The sequence below is a fragment of the Micromonospora tarensis genome, assembly GCF_016803395.1.
Taxonomy (GTDB): Bacteria; Actinomycetota; Actinomycetes; order Mycobacteriales; family Micromonosporaceae; genus Micromonospora; species Micromonospora tarensis.
Genome location: NZ_JAEVHL010000046.1, coordinates 1 through 13,378 on the forward strand (window position 1 = coordinate 1; position 13,378 = coordinate 13,378).

Consider the following 13,378-nt stretch of genomic DNA (forward strand, 5'->3'; position numbering starts at 1 on the left):
ACCGGAGGATGTAGGGCACGCCGGTCGAGGCCAGACCCGCTCGCCGGGGCGTACGCCAGGTCGGCCACCTCGGGGTCGGCGCGGCGCTCGCCGTGGGCGCGGTGGTGGCCGGCGTCCGGCTGCGTCGGGGTGACCGGCCGCGCTCGGTGCTGATCGGGTTGCTGGCCGTCTGCGTCGCGGCGCTGATCGCGGTACGCACCGGCCGGGCCGAGAACTTCTTTCTGATCCAGGTGTTGTCGAACGCGGCGAGCGCGCTCGCCTGGACGGTCAGCATCGTGGTGCGCTGGCCACTGCTCGGGGTGCTGGTCGGCGCGGCGTTGGGTCAGCGCGCCCGGTGGCGGCGCGACCCGGCGCTGTTGCGCGGGTACGGCCGGGCCAGTTGGGTGTGGACGGCGACCTACCTGCTGCGGCTGACGGTGTTCGTGCCGCTGTACCTGGGTGGGCAGGTGCTCGCGTTGGTGGTGGCCCGGGTGGCGTTGACCTGGCCGCTGGTCGCCGCGGCGCTCGCGCTGAGCTGGGTGGTGCTGCGGCGGTCGCTGCCGGCCGGCACCCGGGTCTGCGTCACCCGCTGACCGCGGGCCCGGCCGCCGGGGGGAGCGTCGCACCGCCGCGCTGAATCGGGCGCGGCACGACGGATCATGGGCAAAAAAGTGGAGAGGCCGCCACGGGGGGAGCGGCCTCTCCGGTGACGTACGTTACTCCGTCGGGGACCCCGGTGTGATCCCGTGACGGCCCGAATTTCTGGGCTTTTTTGCGGCTGGCTCCAGTCCGGGCGGTGGGGTGGGCCAGCCGATCCGCTGCGTCGGCCAGATGGCCGGCCCACCCCGGCCTGACCGTGGGTGTCAGGCCGTCCGCCGGTCGGGGTCCGTCGTTCCCCGGACCCCGCCGGACCCCCGGGGTGGGCGGTCCACGCCACCCACCCCGGGTTGCCTCAGCCGTTCGGGAACAGGCTGCCGTAGTCGGCGTACGCCATGGCGACGTCAGCCTGGGCCCAGAACCGGTGGTAGTTGAAGGTCGGTTCCGGACCACCGTTCAGGTATGCCTGCACCTTGGGCCAGTCCGGGTCGTTCTTGTAGAAGGACCGGATGTCCAGGAAGCTCTTGCCGGCGGCGATGGTGTCGCCGTTCGGCATCTTCCCGGTCCAGCCGGACGGGACGTAGAGGCCCTGCCCGGTGGACGCGTTGTAGGTGTCGTCGAAGCGCCGGTAGTCGCCGCGCGTCTCGGTGGTGGAGACACCCTTGGCGTCGCTGGCCGCGTGCAGCGCGTCCAGCAGCCCCTTGGCGGTGTCCTTGGCCGCCGTGTTGCCCGACTTGGCCGCGTACGCGATCAGGGTCCGGGCGTAGGCGGCGGCGACACCGACGTCCTGGCCCTTGCTGATGACCTCGACGTGCAGGTTGGTGTTGGGTTGCGGGCTGCTCGGGTTCCAGGTGGTCGGCTGACCGGTCCACGCCATGTCCGACGGGATCGACCAGCTGGTCCCCAGGGTGGTGTTGGCGATCGCCCACGGCACCCACTTGTCCAGCAGGGCCTTGGCCTTGGCGTTGCCGGTCTGCAGGTACAGCTCGGCGATCCGCTGCATCGACCAGGCCTGCATGCCGAACCACTGGTTGGACGGCGGGTCGTTGTAGACCGGGTCGACGTCGTAGAACATGCCGTAGAAGGTGCTGGTGCCCGACGGCGGCTGGGCGTAGCTGCCGTCCCAGCTGTTGGTCGCGCCACCGGCGATGCCGCCCTCGGCGGACTGCAGCCAGGTGTAGAACTCCAGCTGCCGTTCGAAGCTCTTGGTCCAGTCGGCGACCGCGGTCGGCGACTGCGGCTTGAGCTCCGGCGTGTTGGTCAGCGCCCAGGCCGCGAACGGGTTCTGGTAGCCGAAGTGGTTGTGGCTGGAGCCGATCCGCCAGGACCAGTTCTGGCTGGTGTCGTACGCGCCGCCCCAGGCGTAGTACCAGGACAGCAGGTAGTGCGCCGAGTCCTTGCCGCTGCCGGCGGGGCAGGTGCTGGCCCCGACGCAGTTGCCGATCTTCTTGAAGTACTTGTCGAACATCGCGTACCGCAGATAGTCGCCCATCTTGGCGGCCTTGGCCACGGTGGCGGCCACGTCGGCCTGCTTGTTCTGCGCCTTGGCCCAGGTCAGCGCCCAGTACGCGGCCTGCACCGCGCGGGCGTCGGCGTCCGGGGCGTTGGTGTACTTCCACTGCTTGGCGGGCGCGCCGGTGTCCTTGACGAACAGGTCGAGGTAGCCGTACTGACCGCCGTGCTTGAAGGTGTCGCAGGACGGCTGCGGAACGGTCTCCCACACCGACTCCTGGGTGCCCCGCTGGAAGGTGTTGATGTAGGCCGGCTTGGTGGTGCCGTCGCCGCAGTGGCCGAAGCCGTAGGTGTTGTCGACGTCCATCAGCCAGTGCATGCCGTAGATGTCGCCGGTGCCGTAGGTGGACTGCAACTCCGAGCGGAGCGGGTCCTGCCCGACCGGGACGTTCGGGTTCAGTGCCGAGGGGTACTGGCTGGGCAGGTTGTACTCCGCCGCGTACTGCGGCGTCCCGGCGGAACCAGCGGTGGGCTGGTCGGCGTGCGTCGGGATGATGTACTTCTCCATCACGGTCCAGGCGTTGTTGAACGGTGCCCAGTTCTGGGTGACCCGTCCGTAGTTCGCCTCCAACCAGAGCCAGAAGCTGAACGCCTCCGACGTGGTCTCGTGGCCGTGGTCGGGCGCCTCGACGATCAGCGTCTCCACCGAGTGGTACGGCACGCCCTCGGGGCTGAAGTAGCCCGAGTTCTTGATCTTGCCGTACTGCTCCAGGAAGCGCGCGACGTAGGTGTTGTCGCCACCGGGCGTGTCGTTGTCGATCTCGGTGGCGGTGACCGCCAGCGGAGCCAGACCGGTGGCGGACGCGGTGATGGTGGCGGCGCCCCCGGCGGTGTCGGTGTCCTCCGCCGCGGCGACCGTGACGGTGACCCCGGTGTTCCAGTTGGTCGGGGTCAGCGTGGCGGTGGCCGGCGAGACCGTGACGTCGGTGTCGCCGGTGCGGGTGAGGGTGACCGGCACGCTGGCCGTCGGCGCGGCGCTGAGTTTCAGGTTGAAGGTCGCGGTGCCACCCTCGCTGACGCTCACCGCGGACGGGGTGGCGACCAGCGTCGGCCCGGTGGCGGCGGTGACCGTGAACGCCTTCTCGGCTACCCCGATGCCGTTGGCGTTGTCGTACGCCTTGGCCTGCACGGTGTAGCTGCCGGCCGGCAGGTCTTCCTGGGTGTACTCGTACGGGGCGGTGGTGTCGGTGTTGATCAGCAGGCCGTTGCGGTAGAACTCGACCTTGCTGATCGTCCCGTCCGGGTCGCTGGCGGTGGCGGTCAGCGGCACGTCAGCCGGCGCGGTGAACGGCCCGGTCGGCAGGCCGAGGGAGACCGTCGGCGGCTGGTTGGCCGGGGTGCCGTTGCACGGGGTGCCGTTGAGGGTGAACGAGGTGGGCTTCGGATTGCTCCCCGAGTGGGAGCCGTTGAAGCCGATGGTGGTGGAGGCCCCGGTGCCGAGGTTGCCGTTGTACGACTCGTTGGTAGCGGTGACCTCGCTGCCGGACTGGCTGAACCGGGCCGACCAGCCCTGGGCGACCCGCTGGCTGCTGTTCGGGAAGGTCCACTTGAGCGTCCAGTTGCTGATCGGGTCGCCCAGGTTCTTGATCGTCACGTTGGCGGTGAAGCCGGTGTTCCAGTCGTTCGTCGCGTAGACCACGTCGCAGGCGGGCGCGGCCTGTGCGGCGCCGGCAGGCAGGGTCACCCCGCCGACGGCGAGCACGGCGGCGGCGACTATCGCCACGCGACGGCGTCGTGCCAGTTGTCTCATGTGCGCGGTGTCTCCTCGGGCCAGGCCGGGATGGTCCCGGCGGGGCGCCTGCCCGCGAGGGTGCTGGTCCGCGGGGGATTCGAGGCGCCGGGAAGGTGGTGGTCTCCCCCGGGCCGGCCGGGGTAGGGCGGTGCGGCTCGAGCGGAAGGGATCCCGTCGGCTGATCGGGTAACCGTGACCGGCGTGGTGCCGCCGGCTGCCCTCGGTGGACCCGCGCTCACGCGACGTGGCTCCGGTCGCGTCGAATCGACAGTGTGCCATGGAAGCGCTCCCACAACAAGCGCGCGGAGCGCCGGATCAGCTCGTTGTTTCGATCTCGTTTTGGGTCTTTCACAAAGGCGTGACGGGCGTTACAGTCGCAACATCGGTCGATGGGAGCGCTTCCATCGACAAGGTTCCAACAAGAAGATCGCTGGGGTCGTCTCTGACGGGCCCGGGGAACCAGACCGAGGGCCGACGACGGGCCAGCCCGGACGCCGTCGTCAGCCATCGTCCCGCCACACGGAGGGAGGTGGAACCAGAGCCACTCGCGTGGCCCGGCTCCCGCGCGACACACACGGCAGGACCCAATTCCGCCCGTGTGTGTGCAGTTACGGTGGGGACGGGGGTTGCCCTCCCCCGTCCCCACACTAAACCCCCGTACACGATAGGAAAAGAGGCCGACGGGACAGGCGCGCCGCGCCGCCCGGACGGCCTCGTTCGCTGCTCGGGGCCACACCCGCCGCCAGCCCGCCAACGCCGGTCGCCAGCACGGCCGGCTGACCGGCCGGCAGCTCCTGCCCTATCATGGGAGCGCTCCCGAATCTTTCGGCGGTGGCCCCGTATCCATGAGGAGAATCCATGTCGATACCTACCGGGCCCGCCGGCCCGCTGCGCTTCCCGGACAACTTTGGCTGGGGCGCGGCCACCTCGGCGTACCAGATCGAGGGCGCCGCCAAGGAGGACGGGCGCGGCGAGTCGGTCTGGGACACCTTCAGTCGCGTCCCGGGTCGCACCCGCAACGGTGACACCGGCGACGTGGCCGCCGACCACTACCACCGGTACGCCGAGGACCTCGACCTCATGCGTGACCTCGGGTTGCGCAGCTACCGCTTCTCCATCTCCTGGCCACGGATCCAGCCCGACGGCACCGGCGCGCCCAACCAGCGAGGGCTCGACTTCTACCGCCGCCTCATCGACGGCCTGCACGATCGTGGCATCAGCCCGATGGCCACCCTGTTCCACTGGGACCTCCCCCAGGCGTTGCAGGACGCCGAGGGCTGGGAGTCCCGCGACACCGCCTACCGCTTCGCCGACTACGCCGACGCGGTCTTCCGCGCTCTCGGCGACCGGGTGCCGGCCTGGCTCACCATCAACGAACCCAAGACCGTCGTGCAGAACGGCTACCTCATCGGCCATCACGCCCCCGGCCGGCAGGACCCCGACGCCGCGTACCTGGTCGCCCACCACCTGCAACTCGCACACGGGCTCGCGGTCGACGCGCTACGGGCCACCGGCAGCGACAGCCGGATCGGCCCCGCCCTCAACCTGCACCCCTGCTACCCGGCCGAGGACTCCCCGCAGGCCGCCGCCGCTGCCCGGCTCTACGACGGCTACGAGAACCGCCTCTACCTCGACTCGCTGCTCAAGGGCAGCTACCCGGCGGACGTGCTGGCCGACCTGGGGCCGCGGAGCCGGATGGTCCAGGGCATCCGCGACGGCGACCTGGCGATCATCTCCGCGCCGATCGACCTGCTGGCCGTGCAGTACTACACGCCGATCTACGTCACCGCCGACGGCGGCACCGAGCACCGCTGGGCGACCTCCGAGGCCGAGTGGCAGCAGATCTACCCCGAGGGGATGTACGACATCCTGACCCGGGTCACCCGCGACTACGGCCCGATTCCGCTGACCATCACCGAGAACGGGCTGCCCACCCCGGACACCATGGGCCCGGACGGCACCGTCGACGACGCCGGCCGGATCGCCTTCCTGCGTGACCACCTCGCCGCCGCGCACCGGGCGATGGCCGCCGGCGTGCCGCTGGAGAGCTTCCACGTCTGGTCCCTACTGGACAACTTCGAGTGGGCCGAGGGGTACGACCAGCGGTGGGGACTGGTCTATGTGGACTACCCGAGCCAGCGGCGGGTGCTCAAGAAGAGCGCCACCTGGTACCGGTCCGTCATCGCCGACGCGGCCTCTGAACGGCCGCCACCCGGACAGCCGGGCCCGGACGGCTCGGCTTCGGTGAGCCGGTGACCGTCCGGGCTTCGGCCAACCAGGTCAGCGGGGCAGCGCCTGCTGCAACTCCGCCCGCAGCGCCGGGGTGAGCATCTCCCCCGCCTGCTTGGCCAGCCGAGCCATCTCGTAGCCCACCACGCCGATGTCCGCGTCGCCGGCGGCCAGCGTGGCCAGGATCGAACCGTCGCGGATCTGCATCACCAGGAAGTAGCCGCGGCCCATCTCGACCACCGTCTGCTTGACGACATCCCCGTCGAACATCTGGGCGGCGCCCGCCGTGATGCTCATCAACCCGGAGGTCACCGCGGCGAGCTTGTCCGCGTTGTCGCGGGGCAGGTGATCGGAGATGGCCACCAACAGCCCATCGGAGGAGACCACCACCGCGTGCGCCACACCCGGCACCCGCTCCGCGAACGCGCTCACCAGCCAACTGAGGTCACGCGCCTCCTGGCTCAACGTCGTCACTGTTGTCGTCCCCCTTCGTCGTGCCCCCCGGACGGTGGCACGGGTATCTCGGTGGTGTCCTCGGCCTCGGCGCGCCGTACTCCGCTGTAGAGCCGCGAGAGCATGCCGCCGACCGCCTCCGGGTCCGGGTCGGTGCGGTTCGGTGCCGACGTCGGTTGTGCCGAACGGGTGACCGCGCTCAACTGCGCCATGGGCACCCGCACCGGCAGCCCTCGCTCGTTGGTGCCGGCGGTCACCGGAACGCTCGGCGGGGCGACCGGCGCGGGCACCGCCGGCACGGTCGGGCCCTGCCGTGAATACCAGCCGCCGCCGTCGCGGACAGCCGCCGGGGTCAGGACGTCCTCGGCGCGTACCGGCACCGGGCGGCCTGGCGTGGCACGGCGACGCTCGGCGGGCGCGGCCACCGGCAGGTCCCGTGCGGCGGCGCCCAGCCCGGCCGTGGGCTGCGCGACCACCCCCCGGGCCGCGCTCGTCGCCAGCATCCGCGCCGGCGCTGGTTGGTCCAGCTCCCCCGGGCCCGGCGGGGCCAGCAGCAGCGCCGGCATGCCGAGCCGGGCGACCAGCCCACCCTCGCCACCGTGCAGCCGCACCTGGACGCCCAGCCGGGCGGCCAGGTGGCTGACCACGAAGTGGCCCATCCGCTCCACTGTCGCGACGTCCGCCGCCGGAGGGCTGGCCAGCACCGCGTTCGCCTGGTCCAGCGCCGCCGGACTCATGCCCAGGCCACTGTCGGCGATCTCGATGAGCGCTGCCGTCCCCTCGGTCCGGGCGGTCACCACCACGACGGTGTCCGGGCGGGAGAAGGCGGTGGCGTTTTCCAGCAGCTCGGCCAGCAGGTGGACCAACTCGCCGACGGCGTGCCCGACCACGTACACGTCGGCCACCGACTCGATGCGAACCCGCTGGTACTGCTCGATCTCGGCGGCGGCGGCCAGCAGCACCGCACCGAGGCCGGCCGGCCGGTTCCACCGGCGGGTCGACTCGGTGCCGGCGAGCACCAGCAGACTCTCGTCGTTGCGGCGCATCCGGGCGGCCAGGTGGTCGAGCTTGAACAGGTTCTCCAGCTGGTCCGGGTCGCTCTCCTCCCGCTCCAGGTCGTCCAGCAGCTCCAGCTGGCGCTCCACCAGCACCTGGCTGCGGCGGGCCAGGTTGACGAACATCGCGTTGACGTTGCGCCGCATGAGCGCCTGCTCGACCGCGACCGTCACCGCGCTGCGGTGCACCGCCACGAACGCCTCGGCCAACTCACCGATCTCGTCGAGCGAACGCACCACCGCCGGCGCGACCTCGATGCTCGGCACCCCGCCGGTGACCGTCTTCAGCCGGTCCAGGGTGTCCGGCAACTCGTCCTGGGCGATCTTGAGCGCCTGGCTGCGCAGCAGCCGCATCGAGCGGGCGACCGACCGCCCGACGACCAACGAGATCAGCAGTGCGACCAGCAGGACCGTGACGACCCCACCGACGACCAGCAGGGTGGCCCGCAGCTGACCGCTGCTGGCGTCGTCGGCCTGCTGGACGGCGTCGTCCAGCACGCCCGCCTCAAGCTGGCGCAGCAGCTCCTGACGCTGCTGACTGGCCTCCCACCACTGCTCCGCCGGCAGCACCTCGCGCGCCGCGCCGCTGGCCGGCAGGCTGCGCTCCTCCAGCCGGGTGGCGGCCACGAAGAGCGGGGCCAGCGAGGTCTCGTCGTACCGGCGGATCTGCTCGGTGGTCGCGGCCACCCGGAACGCGCCGAGTGCGGTCAGTTGCTGGGCGCGCAGGTCGGTGAGGACCACCCGGTCCTCGGTGCCGTAGCGACCCGCGCGGGCGGCGGCGTAGAGCTGGGCCCGCACCTGGGAGGAGAGTTCCTTGACCCGGGCCAGTTGGACGTAGCGCAGCACCGCGTCGTTCAACGCCGGCTGGTTCTGGCCGGGCGTCGGTTCGGCGAGCAGGTCGAGCATCGCGCTGACGGCCCGGTGGTAGTTGCCCAGGATGGTGTTGTTGCTGAGCACCGCCGGCGGGATCGCCGGCCGGACGTCGACCACCTGGTCGTACGCCTCCAGTGCCTCCGAGAACGCGACCCGCCACGACGCGTCGGCGTCGGCCAGGGGCTCGGCGGCCCGGCGGAGCTCCACGATGGCCTTGTCGGTCAACGCCTGCAACGGCCTCAGCACGGTCGCCGCGGCCTGCCGGTCGCCGCCCCGACGCAGCTCACTCAACTCCCCCGCCGAGCGGTCCCGCTCCTGCTGGAGCTGGTGCACCGCCGCGGTGATCTGCCGGCCGATGCCGACCTGGCCGGAGAAGTCGTTGAGTGCCGTCGTCCGCCCCACCAGCGTGCTGGTCTGCACCCCGGCGAGCAGGAGGAACGCCATCGACGGCACCACCAGCACGGTGGCGAGCTTCGTGCTCATCCGCCAGTCCCGCAACCGGAACGGCGACCGCCGCCGGTGCGCCACGACGCGGACATCGAAGCGGCGTCGGCGATGGTTCGACACCGCGCCGTTCGCCGGCTCGGAACCTGTCGCCACCCTGCCTCCTCCGTGTGCCGCGTCCACCGCGGTCCGGGGAGCGCAGTCCATCCAACCAGGCTCGGGAGCGCTGTCAACGGCCCGGGCGACGCGGAAGTTCAGGAAGGATACTGCGGGTGGGAACGTCCTGCCGTGGTCGGCAAGACCAGTTCGTCCGTCCGGCCGATGTCGGCGAGCTGAATCGCGTCGCCGAACCGGCCCAACGCCACCAACGCGGCGCCGGTGGCACCGATCTCGGGGTTGCGTTGGTGCGACACCGGTCGCGGTGCGAGCGCGGTGGCGAAGGCCTGCCGCCACCACACCGAGGCGGCCACCGCGCCCCCGCCCAGCACCACGCCCACCGGTTTGTCGATGGTGGACTCCAGCACCGCGAGATCCTCGGCGACCAGGTCACACAGCCCCTGCATCAGGCCGGCCAGGATGTCGACAGCCGTGGTGCTGAAGCTCAGGCCGCGCACCTGGCCGCTGCCCGCCGGCGCCAGGCCGGGAGCCCGGTCGCCGCCGAAGCGGGGGTCAGCCGGTCGGCCACCGCCCGTCGGCACCAGCGCCAGCGCGGCGTCCAACTCGGCGCCCCGGGGCAACCGCAGCTCCCGGTCCGCCCAGGCGAAGAGGTTGCCACCGTTGGCGTACGCCGCCCCGGTCACCACGTGGTCGTGGTCGACCCGGTAACGCCACAGCCGTTCGGGGAGGCGCGGCATCGGTTCGCCGGCCGGGATCCGCTGCATCAGCCGTACGGCTGCGGAGGTGCCGACGGTGACGGCGGCCCGGCTCGGGTCGACGCAGCCCGACCCGACGTTGGACGCCCCACCGTCGCCCACCGGCGGTGACCAGCGGGCCTGCGCCAGCGAGGGCCACCGACGGGCCAGATCGACCCGGAGCCGGCCGTGCCAGTCCAGCCCGCCGAGGGGCGGCAGCTCCTCCGGTCGTGCCCCGGCCAGCGCCAGCGCCTCGTCGTCCCAGCGCAACGTGCGCAGGTCCAGCAGACCGGTCCCGGAGGCCTGGGAGATCGACATGGGTGCCGTGTCGAGCAGTTCACCCAGCACGTACTCGGGTAGGCCGACGAACCGGGCGATCGGGGTGCCGGACTGCTCGCGCAGCCAGGGCAGCCGCATCGACCAGTACGAGCGGTGCCACCAGCAGCCGGTGCGCTGGTGGAGGTCGTCAGGCGCGGTCGGCCCGGCGCTGCGACCGACCGGCGCGGGCCGGGTGTCCAGCCAGGTGACCACCGGGCCGAGCGGCACGCCCTGGCGGTCCAGCGGGAGCACCGAGTGCCACTGGGCGGAGACCGCGACCAGGCCGACGTCGTGCAGGTGCCCCGCCTCAACCAGCTCGTCCAGGCACTCGATCAGGCACGCGAGGTAGCCCGGGCCGGACAGCGTGCCGGTGCCGTCGTCGCCGATGGCGAGGTCGACCTTGCGTCGGGCCAGCGCACCGGGCAGCGGCTGGGTCTCCGCGTCCAGCACCAGCCCGCGCACCGAGGAGGTGCCCAGGTCGAGCGCGAGAATGTTCATCGCCGGTCAAGTTACCCGGTGCCGGGCCGGCGCCGGGCGCGTAGGGTGGATCACATGCTCGCGCAGCTGACTTGTTGGTGGCCCGCCGACCCGGCGGGCATCTCCCGCGCGTAGCTCCTTCCACGCGGCCGCCATCGAGGCGGTCGCCGGATCTCCCGGCTGCACGGCCGCCCGACGGCGACGCCCGGCCCGACGGAGAGTCCGATGACCCACCTGACCGACCTGCTCGCCGCCGTCGACGACGGAGTCGACACTGGTCCCTTCGCGCTGCTACGCCGCGACGGGGCCGACGAACTGGAACTGTTCACCGGCCCGGTCGACACCGTCGAACGGCTCGCGGAGCTTCCGCTGCCACCGGGCTCGCCCGGCGCGCGGACGCTGGCCCTGGTGCCGTACCGGCAGGTCACCGAGCGGGGCTTCGCCTGCGTCGACGACGCCGCCCCGCTGGAGTACCTCCAAATCCGCGAGCACCGCCGGATCGCCCTGCCCGACGCCCTCGCCACGCTGCCCGACGAACCGGTCCACACCGCCGACGCCGGTTTCGACGTCACCGACGAGGAGTACGCCCGGACCGTGCAGCGGGTGCTCGCCGAGGAGATCGGTCGCGGCGAGGGCGCGAACTTCGTCATCCACCGCACCCTGCGCGCCACCGTGCAGGGCCGACCGCTGCGGGCCGCGCTGGCCGCGCTGCGCCGGCTGCTGGTCGCCGAGCGCGGCGCGTACTGGACGTTCGTGGTGCACACCGGCACGCGGACGCTTGTCGGCGCCAGCCCGGAGCGGCACGTCAGCGTCGACGACGGGCTGGTGATGATGAACCCGATCAGTGGCACCTTCCGCTGCCCCGGTGGCAACCCCGACCGGGCGGCCCTGCTGCGCTTCCTCGCCGACCCGAAAGAGGTCGAGGAGCTGTACATGGTGCTCGACGAGGAGCTGAAGATGATGGCCACCGTCGCCGAGCAGGGCGGGCAGGTGATCGGCCCGTACCTGAAGGAGATGTCGCACCTGGCGCACACCGAGTACCTGCTGGCCGGGCGGAGCACCCGGGACGTGCGGGAGGTGCTGCGCGAGACGATGTTCGCGCCCACCGTCACCGGCAGCCCGATGGAGAACGCCTGCCGGGTGATCGCCCGCAACGAGCGCCGGGGCCGGGGCTACTACGGGGGTGTGTTGGCCCTGCTCGGCCACGACGACGCCGGCCAGCAGACGCTCGACGCTCCGATCCTGATCCGGACCGCCGAGATCTCTCCCACCGGCGAGCTGCGGGTGTCGGTCGGCGCCACCCTGGTCCGGCACTCGACGGCCGCCGGAGAGGTGGCCGAGACGCACGCCAAGGCCACCGGTGTGCTGGCCGCGCTCGGTCTCGGCCCGGCGGCGACCGGCGGCGACCGCGGGCCGCTCGCCCGGCTGGCCGACGCCCGGCGGTACGCGACGCGCTGGCCGCGCGCAACGCCCCGCTGGCGCGGTTCTGGCTGGACCAGCGGGCGCCGGAGGCGCCCGGCCGACCCGGACTGGTCGCCGCCGGGTGTTGATCGTGGACGCCGAGGACACCTTCACCGGGATGCTGGCCCACCAACTCGGTGCGTTGGGTCTCGCGGTGACCACCCGGACCTGGGACGCGACCGGCTCGGTGGACGGCTACCACCTGGTGGTGGCCGGTCCCGGGCCGGGCGACCCGGGCAGCGTGGACGACCCGAAGGTGGTGGCGCTGCGCGGGCTGCTGGGCGAGCTGCTGGCGAGTGGTCGTCCCGTCCTCGCCGTCTGTCTCGGCCACCAGGTGCTGGCCGGGCTGCTGGGGCTGGCGCTGCACCGCCGGGAGGCCCCCTACCAGGGGTTACAGCGGGAGGTGTCGTTGTTCGGCCGAACTCGCCGGGTCGGCTTCTACTCCACCTTCACCGCCCGCGCCGGCGCCGACCGGCTGGTCACCGAGCACGGCCCGGTGGAGCTGGCCCGGGACGCGGCCGACGGCGCCGTGCACGCCCTGCGGGGGCGTGGCTTCGCCGGGATCCAGTTCCACCCGGAGTCGGTGCTCAGCCCGGACGGGCTCGCCGTGCTGACCGAGCTGGTGACCGACCTGCTGCCGGCCGCGCGGGCGGAGGAGCTGTCCGCGACGGGCGGACGCGCATAGTCACCCCGCCCCGGGGGTAGGGCTGGATCGACCGGTGGCGCGGACGGGCCGAGAGCCCCCGCCCGCGCCACCGGTCGCCAGCGCGAGTCAGCCGGCGGCCAGGCCCGCCTTCAGCGCGGCCCCCATCTGCACCGCGCGTCGTGCGGTGAGCGCGCAGGCTTCGAGCGCCACCGCGTCCGGCGCGATCTCGCCGTTGTTGCTGGTGTGCGAGGGGCCGTACGGGTTGCCGGCGATGAACTGGCTGGTGTCGGTGTAACCGGGCACGACCACCACCCCGCCCCAGTGGTAGAAGACGTTGAACAGCGAGGTCAGCGTCGTCTCCTGGCCGCCGTGCGAGGTCGCCGTCGAGGTGAACGCGGAGTACACCTTGTTGGCCAGCGCACCCTGGGCCCAGAGCGGGCCGGTGGTGTCGATGAACTGCTTCAGCTGGGCCGCGACCATGCCGTACCGGGTGGGCGCGCCGAGGATCGCCACGTCGGCCCAGGCCAGGTCGTCGACCATCGCCTCGGGCACATCCTGGGTCTCCAGCCGGTGGGCCTGCCAACCGGAGTTGGAGCGGATCGCCTCGTCCGGCGCCAACTCGCGCACCTTGCGCAGGCGCACCTCGGCACCGGCATCCCCAGCGGCCTCACAGACGGCCTGCGCCATCTGGTACGTGATGCCGGTGGCGCTGTAGTAGATCACCGCTACCTTGGTCTGGGCCGCCATCGGA

General features: G+C 72.2%; 6 protein-coding genes and 2 pseudogenes. 3 read left to right on the forward strand and 5 right to left on the reverse strand.

All coding sequences use genetic code 11. The annotated features are described in order from the left end of the window. Positions 1–68 precede the first annotated feature (68 nt). Positions 69–616, forward strand: a pseudogene (locus JM949_RS12415) (DUF3159 domain-containing protein); the annotation flags it as partial. A 315-nt stretch (positions 617–931) separates the two neighbouring features. Here JM949_RS12415 and JM949_RS12420 read toward each other — a convergent pair. Continuing rightward, positions 932–3,838: a glycoside hydrolase family 48 protein gene (locus JM949_RS12420; RefSeq protein WP_203148590.1), complete on the reverse strand. Its 2,907-nt coding sequence runs from the start codon at positions 3,836–3,838 to the stop codon at positions 932–934. Positions 3,839–4,678: 840 nt separating this feature from the next. Between JM949_RS12420 and JM949_RS12425 the strand changes: the two genes are divergently transcribed. Then, positions 4,679–6,076: a GH1 family beta-glucosidase gene (locus JM949_RS12425; protein WP_203148591.1), complete on the forward strand. Its 1,398-nt coding sequence runs from the start codon at positions 4,679–4,681 to the stop codon at positions 6,074–6,076. A gap of 24 nt (positions 6,077–6,100) precedes the next feature. On the opposite strand, the gene JM949_RS12430 is transcribed toward JM949_RS12425, so the two are convergent. The 3 genes from JM949_RS12430 to JM949_RS12440 form a co-directional block, all read right to left on the reverse strand. Then, positions 6,101–6,523: a roadblock/LC7 domain-containing protein gene (locus JM949_RS12430; protein WP_030328666.1), complete on the reverse strand. Its 423-nt coding sequence runs from the start codon at positions 6,521–6,523 to the stop codon at positions 6,101–6,103. Next, positions 6,520–9,030, reverse strand: coding sequence for a nitrate- and nitrite sensing domain-containing protein (locus JM949_RS12435; protein ID WP_309232129.1), 2,511 nt, complete (start codon positions 9,028–9,030; stop codon positions 6,520–6,522). Before JM949_RS12435 ends, JM949_RS12430 begins: the two co-directional genes overlap by 4 nt. 98 nt (positions 9,031–9,128) lie before the next feature. Continuing rightward, positions 9,129–10,541 (reverse strand): FGGY family carbohydrate kinase, encoded by a 1,413-nt coding sequence (locus JM949_RS12440; protein ID WP_203148593.1) that lies wholly within the window; start codon positions 10,539–10,541, stop codon positions 9,129–9,131. Positions 10,542–10,745: 204 nt separating this feature from the next. Between JM949_RS12440 and JM949_RS12445 the strand changes: the two are divergent. Further along, a pseudogene (locus JM949_RS12445) lies at positions 10,746–12,666 on the forward strand (anthranilate synthase family protein). Between the two features lie 87 nt (positions 12,667–12,753). Here JM949_RS12445 and wrbA read toward each other — a convergent pair. Further along, on the reverse strand, positions 12,754–13,374 hold the full coding sequence (wrbA, locus tag JM949_RS12450) for an NAD(P)H:quinone oxidoreductase (RefSeq protein ID WP_203148594.1): 621 nt from the start codon (positions 13,372–13,374) through the stop codon (positions 12,754–12,756). Between the last annotated feature and the right edge of the window lie 4 nt (positions 13,375–13,378).

Coding starts and splice junctions, on each gene's coding strand:
- JM949_RS12420 (WP_203148590.1), bottom strand. CDS start 3,838: ATGAGACAACTGGCACGACGCCGTCGCGTGGCGATAGTCGCCGCCGCC.
- JM949_RS12425 (WP_203148591.1), top strand. CDS start 4,679: ATGTCGATACCTACCGGGCCCGCCGGCCCGCTGCGCTTCCCGGACAAC.
- JM949_RS12440 (WP_203148593.1), bottom strand. CDS start 10,541: ATGAACATTCTCGCGCTCGACCTGGGCACCTCCTCGGTGCGCGGGCTG.
- wrbA (WP_203148594.1), bottom strand. CDS start 13,374: ATGGCGGCCCAGACCAAGGTAGCGGTGATCTACTACAGCGCCACCGGC.